This window comes from Chryseobacterium vaccae, assembly GCF_009602705.1.
Taxonomy (GTDB): domain Bacteria; phylum Bacteroidota; class Bacteroidia; order Flavobacteriales; family Weeksellaceae; genus Chryseobacterium; species Chryseobacterium vaccae.
Genome location: NZ_VSWH01000001.1, coordinates 4,658,579 through 4,677,787 on the forward strand (window position 1 = coordinate 4,658,579; position 19,209 = coordinate 4,677,787).

General features: G+C 38.3%; 13 protein-coding genes. All 13 read left to right on the plus strand.

From position 1 onward, the window contains the following. Window positions 1–64: 64 nt before the first annotated feature. The 13 genes from FW768_RS21420 to FW768_RS21480 all read left to right on the plus strand — a co-directional run bounded on the left by FW768_RS21420 (window position 65) and on the right by FW768_RS21480 (window position 18,951). On the plus strand, window positions 65–3,463 hold the full coding sequence (locus FW768_RS21420; protein ID WP_153399003.1) for a polysaccharide deacetylase family protein: 3,399 nt from the start codon (window positions 65–67) through the stop codon (window positions 3,461–3,463). Window positions 3,464–3,539: 76 nt separating this feature from the next. Then, complete coding sequence (locus FW768_RS21425) at window positions 3,540–5,597, plus strand: M13 family metallopeptidase (RefSeq protein ID WP_153399006.1); 2,058 nt, start codon at window positions 3,540–3,542, stop codon at window positions 5,595–5,597. A 376-nt stretch (window positions 5,598–5,973) separates the two neighbouring features. Continuing rightward, window positions 5,974–8,025 (plus strand): M13 family metallopeptidase, encoded by a 2,052-nt coding sequence (locus tag FW768_RS21430; protein ID WP_153399009.1) that lies wholly within the window; start codon window positions 5,974–5,976, stop codon window positions 8,023–8,025. 264 nt (window positions 8,026–8,289) lie between these two features. Then, complete coding sequence (locus FW768_RS21435) at window positions 8,290–10,386, plus strand: M13 family metallopeptidase (RefSeq protein WP_153399012.1); 2,097 nt, start codon at window positions 8,290–8,292, stop codon at window positions 10,384–10,386. A 271-nt stretch (window positions 10,387–10,657) separates the two neighbouring features. Next, window positions 10,658–11,104 carry a type VI secretion system contractile sheath small subunit gene (locus FW768_RS21440; RefSeq protein ID WP_047096402.1) on the plus strand — a complete coding sequence of 149 codons (447 nt, stop codon included), beginning with the start codon at window positions 10,658–10,660 and terminating at the stop codon, window positions 11,102–11,104. Window positions 11,105–11,121: 17 nt separating this feature from the next. After that, a complete protein-coding gene (locus FW768_RS21445) occupies window positions 11,122–12,486 on the plus strand; it encodes a DUF5458 family protein (protein WP_153399015.1) in 1,365 nt (454 codons plus the stop codon). A 67-nt stretch (window positions 12,487–12,553) separates the two neighbouring features. After that, on the plus strand, window positions 12,554–13,021 hold the full coding sequence (locus FW768_RS21450) for a hypothetical protein (RefSeq protein WP_231128765.1): 468 nt from the start codon (window positions 12,554–12,556) through the stop codon (window positions 13,019–13,021). Between the two features lie 234 nt (window positions 13,022–13,255). Then, window positions 13,256–14,290 (plus strand): A/G-specific adenine glycosylase, encoded by a 1,035-nt coding sequence (gene mutY / locus FW768_RS21455; protein ID WP_153399020.1) that lies wholly within the window; start codon window positions 13,256–13,258, stop codon window positions 14,288–14,290. 44 nt (window positions 14,291–14,334) lie between these two features. Beyond that, window positions 14,335–14,892, plus strand: a complete 558-nt coding sequence (gene gldD, locus FW768_RS21460) for a gliding motility lipoprotein GldD (RefSeq protein WP_153399023.1) — start codon at window positions 14,335–14,337, stop codon at window positions 14,890–14,892. Window positions 14,893–14,920: 28 nt separating this feature from the next. Then, window positions 14,921–15,844 (plus strand): PfkB family carbohydrate kinase, encoded by a 924-nt coding sequence (locus tag FW768_RS21465; RefSeq protein ID WP_153399025.1) that lies wholly within the window; start codon window positions 14,921–14,923, stop codon window positions 15,842–15,844. 87 nt (window positions 15,845–15,931) lie between these two features. Beyond that, the gene (locus tag FW768_RS21470) at window positions 15,932–17,299 is read left to right on the plus strand and encodes a peptidylprolyl isomerase (RefSeq protein WP_153399028.1); all 1,368 of its coding nucleotides are present in this window, start codon (window positions 15,932–15,934) and stop codon (window positions 17,297–17,299) included. Window positions 17,300–17,392: 93 nt separating this feature from the next. Next, window positions 17,393–17,596 carry a hypothetical protein gene (locus tag FW768_RS21475; protein WP_153399031.1) on the plus strand — a complete coding sequence of 68 codons (204 nt, stop codon included), beginning with the start codon at window positions 17,393–17,395 and terminating at the stop codon, window positions 17,594–17,596. 410 nt (window positions 17,597–18,006) lie between these two features. Continuing rightward, window positions 18,007–18,951: an NAD(P)H-dependent flavin oxidoreductase gene (locus tag FW768_RS21480; protein WP_153399034.1), complete on the plus strand. Its 945-nt coding sequence runs from the start codon at window positions 18,007–18,009 to the stop codon at window positions 18,949–18,951. Window positions 18,952–19,209 lie beyond the last annotated feature (258 nt).

Below are 19,209 nucleotides of genomic sequence, written 5' to 3' on the forward strand. Positions count from 1 at the left end.
TTTTTTAATTAAAATAAATATCATTTTTCACGCTTTTTGAGCTCTGTTTTATAAATTTCAAAACGTGGAAAACTCAAAACAGATTTTTCAGACCGACAGTAAAAAACGCTGGAAAAGCGTACAGTGGGGAAGTCGTATTTTTATCTTCATTGCGGTATTGCTTTTTCTTGCTTTAGGGCTGATGATGAAACTGGATAAAAGCCCAAAACTTCCTTTTAAAGAAGATTATAAAGCAGTAATTACTGCCAGTAAACCTTATCTCCAGGAAAACAGAATTTCTAAAGAATACAAAGGGTTCAGAAGCTTTATTTTTGAAAAAACAATGCATACCAGCCTTGCCAAAATTGAAAAGGCGCGTGCAGAAAGACGTAAAAATCAAAATCTCAGCTGGTCCCGGTTTCCGGGAGGAATCCGTTCTGCGTTTTATGTTGCCTGGGATCCGCAGTCGCTGATGTCTTTAAAAAGAAACATTAGACATATCAATCTGGTATTTCCGGAATGGTTTTTCCTCGATCCTAAAACGGGAGATTTAAAAACCAATGTCGATCCGGAGGGCTACAAAGTCATCAGAAGAACCAGTGTGGCGGCTATGCCTATTCTGAGTAACAACTTCCAGCAGGAATTTCATTCTGAAGGATTGGGCAAAGTTCTGAAAGACCCTCGGAAAAGAAGCCAGCTGATCCGGAAAATAACGCAGCAGTGTCTGAAACTTCATTTCAAAGGAATTAATATTGACTTTGAAGATATGAATCTGGATTCTGATGAGCCGCTTATTGCCTTTATGAAAGAGCTGTCAGAAACTTTCAAAAAAAACGGACTGCTTGTTACCATGGATATTATGACGGATAATGACGATTATAATATTCAGAAACTGAATCCTTACGTAGATTATTTCGTCCTGATGGCTTATGATGAATATTCAGCTGATAGTGATGCCGGTCCTGTTTCTTCACAGAAATGGATTGAAGCGCAGACTGATAAGATCTTAAAGAAAACATCTCCCGACAAAATTATCCTCGGATTGGGAGCTTACGGCTACGACTGGAGTACAAATAAAGATGACAACACCTCTGTTACTTATATGCAGGCAATCACCAAAGCCAGCGCAAGTAAGGCTGTGATGAACTTTGGCGACAATACTTTTAATCTCAATTATTCCTATACCGATTCTAAAAATAATACCCACACTGTATTTTTCAACGATGCAGCTTCTATTTTCAATACGATGCGTTATTCCTCAGAATATCCGTTGGCTGGAACAGCACTCTGGAGACTGGGAAGTGAAGACAGCAGAGTTTGGAATTTTTATGATAAGAACCTTACCCTTTCCGGGCTCTCAACATTAAATTTAAAAACACTGGAAAATGTAAAAGGGCAGACTATGGTAGACTATATTGGTGACGGGGAAGTACTGGATGTTCTGAATACCCCTCACGACGGAAAGATCGCCCTTGAAATTGATCCGAAAGAAAAGATCATCACCGATGAAAATTATGTAACCTATCCAAGTTCCTACGAAGTGAAAAAATATGGTGAAGCGCCCCAGAAAGAGCTTGTTCTCACCTTTGATGATGGCCCGGATGAAACGTATACTCCTCAGATACTTGATGTTTTATCCAAATACCATGTCCCTGCAGCCTTCTTTCTTGTAGGTCTGAATGCCGAAAAGAATCTTCCACTCGTTAAAAGAATCTATCGCGAAGGTCATGAGATCGGGAATCATACCTTTACCCATGAAAATGTGGCTAAAGTAAGCCCTGAGCGAGCCCTGCTTGAACTTAAGCTCACCAGACTTCTGATAGAATGTGTGACAGGTCACAGCACCATCTTATTCAGAGCACCTTATAATGCAGATTCCGAACCTACTACACCGGAAGAGATTATTCCTGTTGCCTTGGCAAGACAGCAAAACTATCTGGATATAGGCGAAAATATAGACCCCGAAGATTGGCAGCCGGGAATAAAAGCAAATGAAATTATACAAAGAGTAATGACAGGATTAAAACAGCAGCGGGGAAATATTGTGCTGCTTCATGATGCGGGAGGAGAAACCAGAGAAGAAACCGTAAAAGCTCTTAAAATTTTAATTCCGACATTACAAAAGCAAGGATATCATTTCACCAATCTTGCCAGTATTTTACATAAAAGCAAAAGCGAACTGATGCCAGAAATTCCTAAAACTAAATCCTATTACATCATGCAGCTCAATCTCGTACTGGCAACTGTAATCTACGGAATAAGCCATTTTCTGGTAGCGCTTTTCACCATCTTTATTATTCTGGGGCTTATCAGACTGATTTTGATGGCTTATTGGGCCCTTAAAGAACGAAAAAAAGAAAAAAAACTAGGTGGATTCCCTGTATTGGATTCTTATCCTAAAGTATCCATCATTGTTCCAGCCTACAACGAAGAAGTGAATATTGTTTCTTCCCTGAACAGCCTGTTAAAGCAAACCTACCCGAATTTCAATATTATTATGGTAGATGATGGAAGTAAGGATTCAACCTATGAAAGAGCAAAAGAAGCGTTTCCGGATCATCCGCAGCTGAAAATTTTTGCCAAAACAAACGGAGGAAAAGCTACCGCCCTTAATTTTGGAATTGCACAGACCAATGCTGAATATGTAGTCTGCATTGATGCAGATACCAAATTACAGAAGGATGCCGTAAAATATATGATCGCAAGATTCCTTAATTCAGCTCCTGAAGAAAAAATTGCAGCCGTAGCGGGGAATGTAAAGGTGGGAAATAAAGTAAACTGGCTGACCAGATGGCAATCGATAGAATATACTACCAGTCAGAATTTTGACAGGCTGGCGTATGCGAACATTAATGCCATTACCGTAATCCCCGGAGCTATTGGCGCATTTAAAAAGTCGGTGATAGCAGAGATCGGAGGATATTCTTCAGATACTTTGGCTGAAGATTGCGATCTAACGGTGAAAATTCTGAAAGCCGGATATACCGTAGCCAATGAAAACAGAGCCTTTGCTGTGACGGAAGCTCCTGAAACCGTAAAACAGTTTTTAAAACAGCGTTTCAGATGGACCTACGGAATTATGCAGATGTTCTGGAAACAGCGCCAGACTTTCCTTAATCCGAAATATAAAGGACTAGGATTGTGGGCGATGCCTAATATTCTGCTGTTCCAGTATATTATTCCGTTCTTTTCGCCTTTGGCTGATCTGATGATGTTTTTCGGAATTCTCTCCGGAAATGGAGAGAAAATCTTTACCTACTATCTGATTTTCCTTTTGGTGGATGCTTCGTTAGCTTTAATAGCATTTATCATGCAGCGGGAAAAATTAACCGGGCTGTTGTATGTAATTCCGCAGCGCTTCGGATACAGATGGCTGATGTATATTGTCTTATTTCGAAGCTTAAGAAAAGCATTGAAAGGAGAAATGCAGTCGTGGGGATTCCTGAAAAGAACCGGAAACGTAAAAGAGGTGGTTACTTCGTGATATTTATTTAAATTTGTTTCACATATAAGTAACAAACTTTAAAAAAAATATACTTATAGCATAAATTGTTATCATAATGAAAAAATTAACGCTTTCTTTGTTTTTACTGGCGGGCGTGTGTTCACAGACTACGCTGAATGCACAGGCAAAAGCCGTTAAAACAGCAGCAAACAGCACTGATAAAGGCTTAGACATCAGCCTTATGGATACTTCAGTTCGTCCGCAGGATGATTTTTACAACTATGTGAGCGGAACCTGGATGAAAACCGCTAAAATCCCTTCCGATAAACCAACCTGGGGAAGTTTCAACAAATTGGGTGAAGATACGGATAACAATTCCATGACGATCCTGAACTCTCTTCTGAAAGATAAATTTGCAGAAGGAAGCGAAGGGAAGAAAATCCAGGATCTGTATGCAAGCTACATGAATATGCAGAAGAGAAATGCAGACGGAATCAAGCCTATTCAGGAATATCTGAGTAAAATTGATGCAGTTAAGAATATGTCAGATCTTCAGAATTACCTGGCATCTGCTACAAAAGAGGGCGAAAATCTTTTCTACGGATGGGGAGTATATGCAGATTTGAAAGACTCTAATATGAACGCTGTTTACTTAGGCGAAGCTTCTCTTGGTTTAGGAAGAGACTACTATCAGAAAGTAAACGAAAAAAATACAGAAGCTATTGCTGAATATCAGAAATATGTAGCTTCTATGCTGAAAGAATTAGGCTATAAAAATGCTGATGCTACCGCAAAAGGAATCGTTGATTATGAAAAAAGCATTGCAAAAACCTATCTGACAAACGAGCAGAGCCGTGATAATACCCTTCAGTACAATCCTCAGACGATGGCTGAACTTTCAACACTGGTAAAGGGAGTTGATCTTCCTTCTTATCTTAAAAAAGTAGGGGTAAATACAGACAGAGTAATCATTGGGGAATTAGGATATTATAAAAACTTTGATAAACTGGTAAATGCACAGAACCTTCAGGTTATTAAAGACTACCTTAAGTTCCACATGATCAGCGGAAATGCTTCTTATCTGAGTGAGAAACTGGGCGACATGAAATTTGCTTTCTATGGCAAATATTTAAGAGGCCAGCAGGAACAAAGAGCATTGAATAAAAGAGGTTTTGAGCTGATTAACGGTAATCTGGGAGAAGCATTCGGTAAACTGTATGTAGAGAAATACTTCCCTGCAGAAGCTAAAGCCCAAATGGTAGAACTTATCGATTACTTAAAGAAAAGCTTTGTAGTTCACATCAACAACTTAGCCTGGATGTCATCAACAACCAAGGAAAAAGCCCTTAAGAAGCTGAACAAATTTACCGTGAAAGTTGCTTATCCAGATAAATGGAAAGACTATTCAAAATTAGAAATCATTCCTGAATCAAAAGGAGGTACTCTATATAAAAACCTTCAGAGCATCAGCAAATGGCAGTATAACAGAGAGCTGGCTAAAGTAGGAAAACCTGTAGATAAAACAGAATGGGGAATGACTCCGCAAACTGTAAATGCTTACTACAACCCGGTATACAACGAGATCGTATTCCCTGCCGCTATCCTTCAGCCGCCATTCTTCAACCCTAAAGCAGATGCAGCTGTGAATTTTGGTGGAATCGGTGCAGTAATCGGACACGAAATGAGCCACGGATTTGATGATTCAGGCGCTCAGTTTGATGCAGACGGTAACCTTGTTGACTGGTGGACCCCTGAAGATAAGGCAAACTTTGAAAAAGCAACAAAAGCTCTTGCTGCTCAATACGACAAATATGAGCCTGTAAAAGGAACTTTTGTAAACGGTACTTTCACCAACGGTGAAAATATTGCAGACTTAGGTGGGGTAAACATCGCTTACGACGCCCTTCAGATGTATCTGAAAGATAAAGGAACCCCGGGAAAAATCAGTGGATTCACTCAGGATCAGAGATTCTTCCTGAGCTGGGCTACTGTATGGAGAACATTATCCAGCGAGAAATACCTGATTAATCAGGTGAAAACTGACCCACACTCTCCGGGATATTTCAGAAGCTTTGGTCCGCTAATTAATGTTGATGCTTTCTACAAAGCATTCGATGTGAAAAAAGGAGATAAATTATATAAAACTCCGGAAGACAGAATCAAAATCTGGTAAACATACTCAACCGCTCAGTAATGGGCGGTTTTTGTTTTTTTAGGTATTAGGTATTAGGTATTAGGTATTAGGTGGGGGCTAATTTGTAATAAACGTTTCTTATTTAAATTAACTAATGAATTTGAAACTACAAACTTGCTTTTCTGTCATTTACTATTATAAATTGAAGGGTTGCTATATTCAAGAGGAGTGGGCTTTAGTCCGCTCACCTTATATTGTATTATTGATCCTATTCTGGGCTTTAGCCCACTTTTTCAATAAATATTCCATTCCATCGACCTTATCCAGGATTTAAAAATATTGATTTTAGAAGTGAATTTACATCATCATGTAACAAACTATAAATCAGGATATACCTATTAAGAAATGGATACCAATGAAAAAGCTGATATTTTCTTTATCTCTGATAACAGGGATCTCTGCACAGAATACAATGAATGCACAAACTAAAACGGCTAAAACAGCAGTTAATCATACAGAGAAAGGTTTAGATCTCGCAGCAATAGATCCTTCGGTTCGCCCACAGGATGATTTTTATAATTATGTGAACGGAACATGGATGAAAACAGCGAAAGTTCCTGCCGATAAACCGGCTTGGGGAAGTTTTGACAAATTAGCAGAGGATACGGATAATAATTCCATGATAATTCTGAACTCTCTTCTGACAGATAAGTTTGCTGAAGGAAGTGAAGGTAAGAAAATTCAGGACCTGTATGCCAGTTACATGAATATGCAGAAGAGAAATGCGGATGGAATTAAACCTATTCAGGAAAAGCTTAATAAAATTGATGCCATCAAAAATCTTACTGATCTTCAGAACTATCTGGCTTCTGTTACAAAAAGTGGAGAAAACAATTTCTATGGATGGTCTGTAAGTGCAGATCGTAAAAATTCTAAAATGAATGCTGTTTATTTGGGAGTTCCATCTTTAGGGCTTCTAGGAAGGGATTATTACCAGAAAATCAATGAAAAAAATACAGAAGCTCTTACTGAATACCAGAAGTATGTCGCATTGATGTTAAAAGAATTAGGATATACCAATCCGGATGCCGCTGCAAAAGGAATCGTTGATTATGAAAAAAGCATTGCAAAAACCTATTTAACAAACGAGCAGAGCCGTGATAATACCCTTCAGTACAATCCTCAGACGATGGCTGAGCTTTCAGCACTGGTAAAAGGAATTGATATTCCTGCCTATCTTAAAAAAGCAGGCGTAAATACAGATAAAGTTATTATTGGAGAACTGAATTACTACAAAAATCTGGATCAGTTAATAAATGCCCCAAATATTCAGGTGATTAAAGATTACATGAAATTTCATCTGATTAATGGGAATGCAACTTATCTAAGTGAAAAGCTGGATACTATTAATTTTAACTTTTATGGAAAATACTTATTCGGTCAGCAGGAACAGAGAGCATTGGATAAAAGAGGACTTGAATTGATTAACAGAAATATAGGAGAAGCTTTCGGTAAATTATATGTTGAAAAATATTTTCCGGCCGAATCTAAAGCCCAGATGGTTGAACTGATTGATTATTTAAAGAAAAGTTTTGCGGTTCACATCAAAAACTTGACATGGATGTCAGCCGCCACCAAAGAGAGAGCCATGGATAAGCTCAATAAGTTTAGTGTAAAAGTGGGCTATCCGGATCAATGGAAAGACTATTCAGCATTAGAAATTATTCCGGGAAGTACCTTGTATAAAAATCTTCAGAATATTGCTGAATGGAATTATAATAAGAAACTGGAAAAAATAGGAAAACCCGTTGACAAATCAGAATGGGGAATGACACCGCAAACTGTAAATGCCTATTATAGAGCTGTAAACAATGAAATTGTATTTCCTGCAGCCATTCTTCAACCTCCGTTCTTTAATCCTAAAGCTGATGCAGCAGTAAATTTTGGTGGGATAGGAGCCGTTATCGGTCACGAAATAAGCCATGGGTTTGATGATTCAGGAGCTCAGTTCGATGGAGACGGAAATCTGGTAGACTGGTGGATGCCTGAAGATAAAGCCAATTTTGAGAAAGCTACAAAAGCACTTGTCGCCCAATATGACAAGTATGAGCCTGTGAAAGGATCTTTCATCAACGGAACCCACACTAACGGAGAAAACATTGCCGATCTAGGTGGTGTAAATATTGCTTACGATGCCTTACAAATGTATTTAAACGATAAAGGGAATCCCGGAAAAATCAGTGGGTTTACCCCTGAACAAAGATTTTTTATGAGCTGGGCTACCATCTGGAAAACCAAAGCACCAGAAAAATACCTGCTTCTTCAGATAAAGATTGATAAACATTCTCCTGGATACCTTAGAAGCTTTGCCCCGTTGATTAATATTGATGCTTTCTACAAAGCCTTCGATGTGAAAAAAGGAGATCAGCTATATAAAGCTCCTGAAGATCGAATCAAAATCTGGTAAACATACCCAACCGCTCATTAATGGGCGGTTTTTGTTTTTTTAGGTATTAGGTATTAGGTATTAGGTGGGAGCTAATTTGTAATCATTTCATCAGCTTTAACCAAAATGAACATTCACATCAATCTCCATAATATTTTTATCTCTATACCCATAAATCTTCAAACTCAAGATGTAGACTTGTTATCATTTATGAATTATCGCTCATTATTTATTATTAAAGTTCGTATATTTGATCAGTTTGTGTACAATCAAAAATTATCTTTAATGAAAAAGCTAAATATTGGAATACTGGCCCTTTCGGGTATTGTATTTTTAAATTCGTGCGGTACGGCTAAAACGGCTGGAACAGAAAACAAAACTGAAACTACAGCTGCCGTTGCAGAACCGGTAAAAGGAAAAATGAAAGAGGAAGGGATTAATTTATCTTATATGGATAAAAGTATCCGCCCGCAGGATGACTTTTTTAGCTATGTGAACGGAAATTGGGTGAAAACTACTCAGATTCCTTCAGATAAAGCAAGTTGGGGGTCTTTCAATGCGTTGAGAGAAAATGTGGATGATGCTTCCCTTGATATTCTGAACAAAATTTTATCCGAAACTTACACAGAAGGATCAGAAGGACAGAAAATTCAGAATCTGTACGCATCTTTTATGGATGTAAATAAAAGAAATGCAGACGGGCTGGCTCCGATTAAAGCAGATCTGGCAAAGATTGATGCCATTAAAAACCTTAATGACCTTCAGAAATATCTTCTTGAAGCTACAAAATTGGGAGACAACTCTTTCTATGGATGGAGAGTAAGTGCGGATATGAAGAATTCTACCATGAATGCAGTATATCTTGGCGGTCCTGATCTAGGATTGGGAAGAGATTATTACCAAAAAGTAAATGATGCCAATACAAAAACATTAGCAGAATACCAGACCTACGTAGGAAAGCTGTTTGATGTTTTGGAAAATAAGAATTCCGCACAATCGGCTCAGAATGTGGTGGCTTTTGAAAAGCAGCTTGCCAATTATTTGCTGACTTTGGAGCAGAACAGAGATGCCAACCTTAGATATAACCCTAAAAATGTATCCGAACTGTCAGGTATCGTTAAGAACATCAACCTTGCACAATACCTGAAAGATGCTGGAGTAAATACAGATCGTGTTATCATTGGTGAACTGAAATATTATCAGAATATGGATCAGTTCCTGACAGAGAAAAATCTTCCGCTATTAAAAGACTACCTGAAATATCACCTGATCAACGGGAATGCCAGCAATCTTGATGACAAACTTGAACAGATCAGATTTGATTTCTATTCCAAATATCTTCAGGGGCAGAAAGAACAGCGCCCGATGAACAAAAGGGGGCTTGCTCTTGTGAATAGTGTGCTGGGAGAAGCTTTCGGGAAATTATATGTTGAAAAATACTTTACTCCTGAAGCAAAAGCTCAGATGGAAACCTATATTGACTACCTTTTAAAATCATTCAAAACGCATATTAATGATATAGACTGGATGTCTCCGGCTACCAAAGTAAAAGCTCAGGAAAAACTTTCTAAATTTACGGTTAAGATCGCCTATCCTGACAAATGGAAGGATTACACAAAGTTAAAAGTGGAGTCTCCAAAACAGGGAGCTACATTATATTCAAACCTGCAGAATGTTTCGGCATGGCAGTATCAGAGAAGCTTAGATAAAGTAGGAAAACCTGTTGATAAAACAGAGTGGGGAATGTCTCCGCAAACGGTAAATGCTTACTATAGCGGATCAAACAACGAAATTGTATTCCCTGCAGCAATCCTTCAGCCTCCTTTCTATAACCCGAAGGCAGATGCCGCAGTTAATTTCGGAGGAATCGGAGCAGTAATCGGTCACGAAATCTCCCACGGATTTGATGACAGCGGCTCCCGATTTGATGGCGACGGAAACCTGAATAACTGGTGGACAGATCAGGACCGTAAAAACTTTGATGCAAAAGTAGGACAGCTGGCAGCCCAATACAGCGCTTATGAACCCGTAAAAGGAAGTTTCGTGAACGGTAAATTCACAAGCGGTGAAAATATTGGTGACCTGGGTGGAGTAGCGGTTGCATACGACGCCCTTCAGATGTATCTTAAAGATAAAGGAAATCCGGGCAAGATCAGCGGATTTACTCAGGATCAGAGATTCTTTATGAGTTGGGCAACCGTATGGAGAACAAAAGCTACAGATCAGTTTATGATCAATCAGGTGAAGACAGATCCTCACTCTCCGGGAGTTTTCAGAGCATTTGGGCCGCTGGTTAATCAGGATGCATTTATCAAAGCATTTGATATTAAACCTGGAGACAAAATGTACAAAGCCCCACAGGACAGAATAAAAATTTGGTAAGACCTGCCAAAAAATTGTTAGAAAATAAAAACGCATCAGAAATGGTGCGTTTTTATTTTATTTTTCATAGTTTAGTGACAACATAACAAGATGATATTCCGTTATAATATAATTGGTTAAATTAAATATTTCAAGAAAAATCTTGACAAAATTTTGTATGTTACAGTTTTTTTTTAAATTTAAACATTGGATTAGTAATTTATTGAGTATATCAGTAAATTGCTCTTAGACAGATCCTAATCAAAATCAGAAATCTCAAAATAATAATAATATGGCAATGTTTAATTATGGTGTTGGCGGAAACGAGGTAAAAGTAGACGCTAATGAAGCTATCCAGGAAATACAGGAAAATAAATCACTGATAGTAAGCCAGCTTACAACAGAAGAATCGTATACCCCTGAAATTGTAACAGGATTAAAAACCGTAGAAGATGTCTTCAGACATTTCCAGCCTTCTGTAGCGGTACAGCATGAAACAGAGGATGGCGGTATGGTAGAAGAAGAATTCCGTTTTCAGAATCTTGGGGACTTTACACCCAAAAGTCTTACCCAAAAATCAGATTATCTACAGCAGCTTAGCATGGAACAGGAGCAGTACAATAAAATCGTACGCCAGCTGAAAACCAATAAGATACTGCGTAATATGCTGGAGAACGATCAGACAAGAGCTGCGTTCATTGAAGTATTGAAAGAAGTGGCACAAGAACTTGAAAAATAATTACATTAAATCAAATCATGGATAGCAAATTACAAGCACAAGAAAGCCAGCAGCAGGGACAACAGCAGCAGCACTCCGGGCAGCCGAAGGGCAACCCGCTTGCAGAGCTTAATAAAATGGGAGGTTTTGGCTTTGTTGAATCCGTTGTAGACGGTATCGCCAATATGAACCCAACAAGAAAGGCAAGAAAAGAAATCTTCCTGAACGACTCCAATAAAGCAGAGGAAAGAAAAGAACTTCTCCAGAAAATTAACCTGTGGGTTAGCCTGTTGGAAGGAAACGAATCTGCAGATAAAATGGCCGATACTTGCAAGACAAAAGCTCAGGCCGCAGATCAGAATTTAAAAACCAATCTGAAAAATACACTCGATGCAGTCCGTATGCTGGAAACCAACTACAGAACAGTAGCTCAATTCTATAAAAATACAGAACTGGATAAAGTAGATAACGTAAGCATCGTTAACGCCAGCCTTGAACAGGTTTCAGATCTGGATAATCCACTGTTCATTGATGCTATTTCTGAAGAATTCAAAAATTACTATGACCGTTTAGACCTTAGAGATAACTACTCACTTCTTGCGATTCCTGGATATTTAGGATCCAATAAAGTGATTGAAAAATGGGCTAAGATCTGTAACGAGAACAAAGTAATGATGGTTACAGATTTCGCCAACCTTGATAAGCCGGATGATGTGGTAGATTTATTCCACTCTGCCAACCTTACAGGTGGTGAGCTTCACAGAAGTAACGTGATCATGACATGTAACTGGTTAGTGGGTAGAGGAAAAGCTGAAGAAGTAGGAGAAGAGGAAAACGTAGAACTTCCGCCTTCCACTTCATTAGCTGGAAAAATCCACAAAACACTGATGTCTCAGGTTGCAGCAGGTAAAAAACACGGTAACATCAACGAGGTAGATGCTGTAAAATTCGAATTGAAGAAAAGTGAAATTTCTCAGTTGGAAAAAATGGGACTTGTACCAATGGTTAATGAATATGGAAAGATCATGGCTTTCTCTGCGAAAACATTATTCACAGGAGATAACATTGGTCTTCAGACCTATTCCGTAGTTCGTGTATTCGACTATGTAACCAAAGTATTACTGGACTTCCTGAACAGAAGAGCTTTTGAAAACTGGAATGCCAAGAATGAAGATGATCTGAGAAGACAGATTGTAACATTCCTGGACAACATCAAAGGCCCGGATAAACTGATCGAAAAGTTCAAAATTGTTCGTTTTGAACAGGACAGAGTAAACAAAGACAGAGTATGGCTTGACATCCGTATGACGCCTTATTTCCCTACAAAAAGTTTCGTTATCAAACTAGACGGACACAAGGGTGATGATGGTAACGAATGGGATGCACAGTATACTCAGGAATAATTACAACCCAACTTTTAATAATAAAAACCGATGCATTTTTTACATCGGTTTTTTACTGCCAAATCACATGAAAATTAATATAACCTTAAAAACATATGCTCTCCCGGTAGCTGTAATGCTTGTTCTGACAGGCTGTGAAAAGAAATATCAAAGCCCTGATCATTATAAAATAGACTATTTTAAAAACGAACGCCAGGAAGGGAAAGCTTATATCATGAATGAAGAAGAATGTTTTGACGCCAGTGAACTGGTGGTCGGAAGTTCCTCTGTAAAACTGGTAGACAGTTCATCAGGGAGAGGAAAGCCGTTCTTTCTTTACCAGGTGAGAAACGGAAAAATCCTGAAAACAGTGAGAGATTCTGTCATGAACTATCCTTTCATGTTTTTATCTCACCAGAGGCTTAAGCTTAAAAATGATTCCATGTACGTCTATCTTAAGAGACTCGAAGGGTATACTCTGATCAGAAAAGACAGAAACCTTAACTACCAATGGCTGAAGGCAGCTCCGGTATATTCCATTAAAAAAGATAAATAATCAATGGCTGGAAGAAGGAAGCTGGAAGTTGCTTCTGATTATAGGTATAGAAAGACATTGTAAAATCAAAATACTATAAAAAAGATAAAGATAGATCAGCACTTATTATTGATGATATTTATAGCTCCCGGCTTCAATCCTTTATAAATCAAAATAAGTTTATCTTTGCATAACGGGAGTGTAGTTGTATATTAAGCTAAGCATTCCTTCAATTATTTAAACAGACTGAGGTTTTTGGAAAAAGATCATAAAAGTTCAGGCTTTCTCCATATTGGAAACAAGCTTTTAAACTGGTACAAGAAGAATGCAAGAGACCTGCCGTTCAGGCAGACGAAAGACCCTTACAAAATCTGGATCTGCGAAATTGTTTTTCAGCAGACGAGGATCAGTCAGGGGCTGGGTCATTATAATAGCTTTATTAAAAGATTTCCCGATGTAAAAACTTTAGCTGAAGCTGAAGAAGATGAGGTTCTGTTATACTGGAAAGGATTGGGATATTACTCAAGAGCAATCAATATCCATAAGGCCGCTCAGCAGATTATGAATGATTATCAAGGTACATTTCCGGAACAGTATGAAGAGATTTTAAAACTGAAAGGGGTGGGAAAATATACCGCCGCCGCTATTTCAAGTATTTGTTTTGGAGGAAGAATGCCAGCAGTTGACGGCAACTTTTACAGAGTATTGAGCCGTATTTTTGCAGATGATTTCGATATTTCCAGTTCAAAAGCCTTTACCTATTTTTCTGAACTGGCCTTCCTGATAATGCCTGAAAGTGCAGGCGACTTTAATCAGGCTATGATGGACATAGGTTCCGAAGTTTGTAAACCCAAGAATCCTCTTTGTGGGGAATGTCCTGTGAATGAAGACTGTCTAGCATTCTCTTTACAGAAAGTTTCTGATTTTCCGGTGAAGACCAAAAAAGTAAAAGCAGAAGACCTTGCTCTACAATACTATTTTGTGCACAGAAACGGACAGTTTTTAATTCAGCAGAGAAAAGAGGATTTTATCTGGAAGAAATTATTTGAGTTTTTACCAGAGCTCCCAGCGGAACTCAAACCCTTTATCAGAAACACAAAAACAATTTCCCATAAGCTGACCCACAAGAACCTGACCATTGAAATTACCGATGTAGAAGTAGTGTCTGAGGCGGCCTGGAATAGCTTTACAGAGCAGAATCAGTACATTGTCACAGACTTTGAAGCCTTTCATGAAAGGTCTTTTCCGAAGCCTTTGGAAAACTACATTCAAAACTCACTGAAAGACTGAAATTTGTCTTCCTAAATCTGAAATCTAATTTGTACTTTTGCAAAATGATTAAAAACGTCATTTTTATTTTCATCACGCTGCTTGTTGTTTCATGTGGGAAAGATTCGGTTCCCAAACCTTACGGAGAACTTCGTCTGGAATATCCTGCACCGAAATACCAGAAATTTGAAAGCAGCTGTGCTTATACCTTTGAATATTCAGACTTTGCATCATTAACACCCGCCAAAAAGCCGTGCTGGTATTATCTGAACTATCCGCAAATGAAGGCTAAGGTATTCGTAACCTATTACCCGATACAAAACGATTTCGCAGATCATATCAAGGAAGCCGAAAAAATGGTATACGAACATACCGTGAAAGCCAGTTCCATAGAAACCAAATCTTTTGAATACCCTGAAAAAAAGGTATACGGAAACTTCTATGAATTGAAAGGGCAGAGTGCTTCCAATCTTCAGTTTTACATTACAGACAGCACAAAACATTTTGTGACTGCTTATTTATACTTTAATACAAGACCAAAGCCGGATTCTCTGGCTCCCGCAGTGAACTATATCAAAAATGATATGAAGCACCTGCTGGATACTTTTGAATGGAAAAAATAAATTACTTTTAAAATACATTGAAAAATATATGAAACTTTTAGTTGTAGGAAGTGTTGCATTTGATGCAATCGAGACGCCATTTGGTAAAACAGATAAAATTTTAGGAGGTGCTGCCACATACATCAGCATTACTTCATCTATTTTAGGCGTTAAATCTGGTATTGTTTCTGTAGTAGGAGGAGATTTTCCACAGGAACATCTTGATATGTTCTCCGGAAGAGATGTGAACATCGAAGGAATTGAGATCGTAAAAGAAGGAAAAACGTTCTTCTGGTCCGGAAAATATCACAACGATCTGAACACAAGAGATACTTTAGCTACAGAAGTGAATGTTTTGGAAAACTTTGATCCGAAAATTCCAGATTCGATGCAGAATGCAGAGATCTTGCTGCTTGGAAACCTGCACCCGGGTGTTCAGCTTTCCGTATTGGAAAAAATGAATGAACGTCCTAAACTTGTGATCCTGGATACCATGAATTTCTGGATGGATACGGCTTGGGATATTCTGATGGATATGATTGCTAAAACAGATGTGATCACCATCAATGATGAGGAAGCAAGACAGCTTTCAGGAGAATATTCCTTAGTAAAAGCGGCTAAAAAGATCCACGAAATGGGACCTCAATATGTCATTATCAAAAAAGGAGAGCACGGAGCCCTTCTTTTCCACGACAGCAAAGTATTCGCTATTCCTGCGCTTCCGTTAGAAGAAGTTTTCGATCCAACCGGAGCCGGAGATACTTTCGCAGGAGGCTTTGCCGCTTATCTTGCTAAAAAAGGAAAATTTGATTTTGAGACCATGAAATCTGCATTAATCGTAGGTTCTGCCATGGCTTCTTTCACCGTTGAAAAATTCGGAACAGAAAGAATTCAGGAAGTAAATGAATCTGATATGTTCAGCAGATTGAGACAATTCAAAGAATTAACGACATTTGATGTTGAACTGCAATAAATAAGTCTTTTTAAGAAATATTTATAATAAAAAATTTAGTGTAATTCATTAAGAATTCTAAATTTGCAACTTGTTTAAAATAGTAAAATGACAAATAAACTAAAAATCACTTTTCTCCTTGGGATTTTCATGATGATATTCTCTTCAAACATGATAAATGCCCAGCTAAAACCAGGAGAATTAGTGGATGGTATTGCGGCTGTAATCGGAGATGAAATTGTTCTGGAATCTGATGTAAACGAACAGATGCACTACGCAAAACAGCAGGGAGCTTCTAATACGGATAAGTGTGAGTTCCTGGAAAATCTGATCAGCAATAAGCTTTTGGTATACGAAGCAAAAAAAGATACATTAATTGAAAACCGTTCTGCTGCCATTAAAGAGCAGGCGAATGCGAAATACCGTCAGCTTCTTTCTCAGTTCCCGGACGAAAAAACAATGTTAGCTGCCTATAAGTTCAGAAACGGATATGAAATGAAAAATGCGATCGAGAAGATCGATACTGACCAGTACTACGGGCAGGCAAAATATCAGCGTGTTACAGAAAAAGCAGACGTTACTCCTAATGAAGTAACAGACTTTTATAACCTATATAAAATGCAGCTTCCTGAGGTAAAAGATGAAATTTCTATGGCTCAGATTGTCATGTATCCTAAACTGACTGAAGCGCATAAAGATGACCTTATTAAACGTCTTAAGAAAATCAAACAGGATATCCTGGGCGGTGAAACTTTTGAAAGCCAGGCAAGAATTTATTCCGAGGATGAAGGATCTGCTGCCACCGGAGGTCTGTATAAAAATATCTACAAAGGACAAATGGTAAAACCATTTGAAGCGGCTGCGCTGAATCTTCAGGAAAATGAAATTTCAGAACCGATTGAGTCTGAATTCGGATATCATATTATTCAGTTACTGAAGAAGTCAGGTAAAGTATATGATGCACGCCACATTCTTTTAAAGGCTACTCCTACTGATGATGAAATCAAGACTGCTAAAGCTAAGCTTGATAGCATCAAAGGATTGATCCAGGATGGGAAAATGACATTTAAAGATGCTGCGTTTAAATTTTCAGATGATAAAAGAACCAAGTTCAATGCTGGGGTTATTCCCGGAGCAGATGGTTCTGATAAAATTGAAAGAGAAAGCATTCCAGGAACAATCAGCTATGAATTGGCAGGGCTGAATAAAGGAGATATCACTCCCGCTTTTGAAGAAGAGGAAAACAAAAGAAAGCTGGTGAAGATCATCAAAATTGAAGATGTAATTCCTGCTCACCAGATTACGCTGGAAACAGATTATAACAGAATCAAGCAAATGGCACTCAATAAGAAAAAGAACGAGATGGTTGAGAAGTTCGTTAATTCTAAACTTCCTACAATCTTTATGTCGATAGACGGCCGTTATGACAGTTGTAATTTCAAAGCCAACTGGAAAAAAGAATCACTCAAAAAATAAAATATAAACCTTCAGAATTTCTGGAGGTTTTTTTTGTCTCAATACTATTTCCTTTCTGAAAAATTCTATCTTTAAACGATCAACTTTAAAGTAATGGATGAAGATTTTTACAGACAGAAGTTTCAGGAAGCAGTGGATATTATTTCCGGAAAAGAGTTTTGTGACGCAGGCCTCCGGGTATCTGTGGATGATGTCCTTGAATCTGTTGCATTAAAAATATACAAGCCGGAATGGTCCAGTACTCCCGAATCTCCTCTGAATGCTCCGGGGAAGGATCTTTTTTTCAGCCTGGGTTAATGAAAAAACAGTTGAGAAAAGAAAATTGTACTATAATATTCATGCTCTCTAACTGAGAGCACTTAAAGAGTACAAAATCCCGGCTCGAAGCTTTGCAGAAGACTTTAGAAAGCAATTTGCAGATGATCAGGGAAACTGGGAGAATGTCAGTGTAAGATACGGCCCTCTTACCCTGATGGAAGGCTGGATAGAACTTACTCCTGACCGTATTCAGAATGATCTGTGTATAATGGCTCATAAATTTCTTAATCTAAGCCCGGTAATAGATGCTGTTTTGTATAACTATCGATTGAAATCATAGTAAATATCAGTTATTTTATCCATTTTTTAATCACTGAGAATCCTTGTTTTTAGTATTTTTACGCATGAGCAATTTTATAGACTTTAATTCAGCAAAAAAATTTCATCAGATGCAGACAGAGCAGAATAGAATTACACAGCTTTTTAATATACAATATCCAATAATTCAGGCCGGAATGATCTGGCACTCCGGATGGAGGCTGGCTTCGGCGGTTTCCAATTGCGGAGGACTAGGATTAATAGGAGCGGGAAGTATGTATCCCGATATCCTGAGAGAAAACATTCAGAAATGTAAAATGGCTACAGATAAGCCGTTCGGAGTGAATGTTCCCATGCTATATCCTAACTTGGAAGAAATCATCCAGATTATTTTAGAAGAAGGTGTAAAAATAGTTTTTACCTCCGCAGGAAATCCTAAAACATATACAGAAACACTTCAGAAAGAAGGCCTTACCGTTGCCCACGTGGTATCTTCAACCAAATTTGCCGTAAAATGCGAAGAAGCAGGCGTAGATGCCGTTGTCGCTGAAGGTTTTGAAGCCGGAGGACATAACGGTAGAGATGAGACCACAACCTTCTGCCTGATTCCTAATGTAAAACAGCATATCTCCAAACCATTGATTGCTGCGGGCGGAATAGCATTAGGCTCACAGATGAAAGCCGCAATGATTTTAGGAGCAGACGGGGTACAGATTGGTTCCCGTTTCGCTGCCACCGTAGAAGCAAGCGCTCATGAAAACTGGAAAAAGAAAATTACAGAGCTGAATGAAGGAGATACTCACCTTACCTTAAAAGAACTGGCCCCGGTAAGGATGGTGAAAAATAAATTCTTTAACGAATTGGAAGGTATCTACCAATCCGGAAGAAATAAAGAAGCTTTAACAGCATCTTTAGGAAGAGCCAGAGCAAAACGCGGAATGTTTGAAGGAGATATGGAAGATGGAGAACTGGAAATCGGGCAGGTATCAGCATTAATTCATGATATTCTTCCGGTAGAAACAGTGTTCAGTACACTCCTGAAAGAATTTGAAGAAGCAAAATCACCGTCTTTGTAAATAACCTCAGCTCAGGATAAGAATATCTGATGGTTGCAGGTTTGAAGCTGGGTGATGGAAGAAGGACGTTATAAAGGTCATCGATAATAAGTGTTGACCTGTTTTTATTTAATTTGATTTTTTGGTGGCTTTCAATACCTATAACAGAAGTAACTTCCAGCCTCCTTCTTCCGTCTTCCAGCCTTTTATATTTAAACTCTGTATTTTAATATGGGAATTATTTTCATTAATTAATACATTTGCGCGGACGTTTTATAA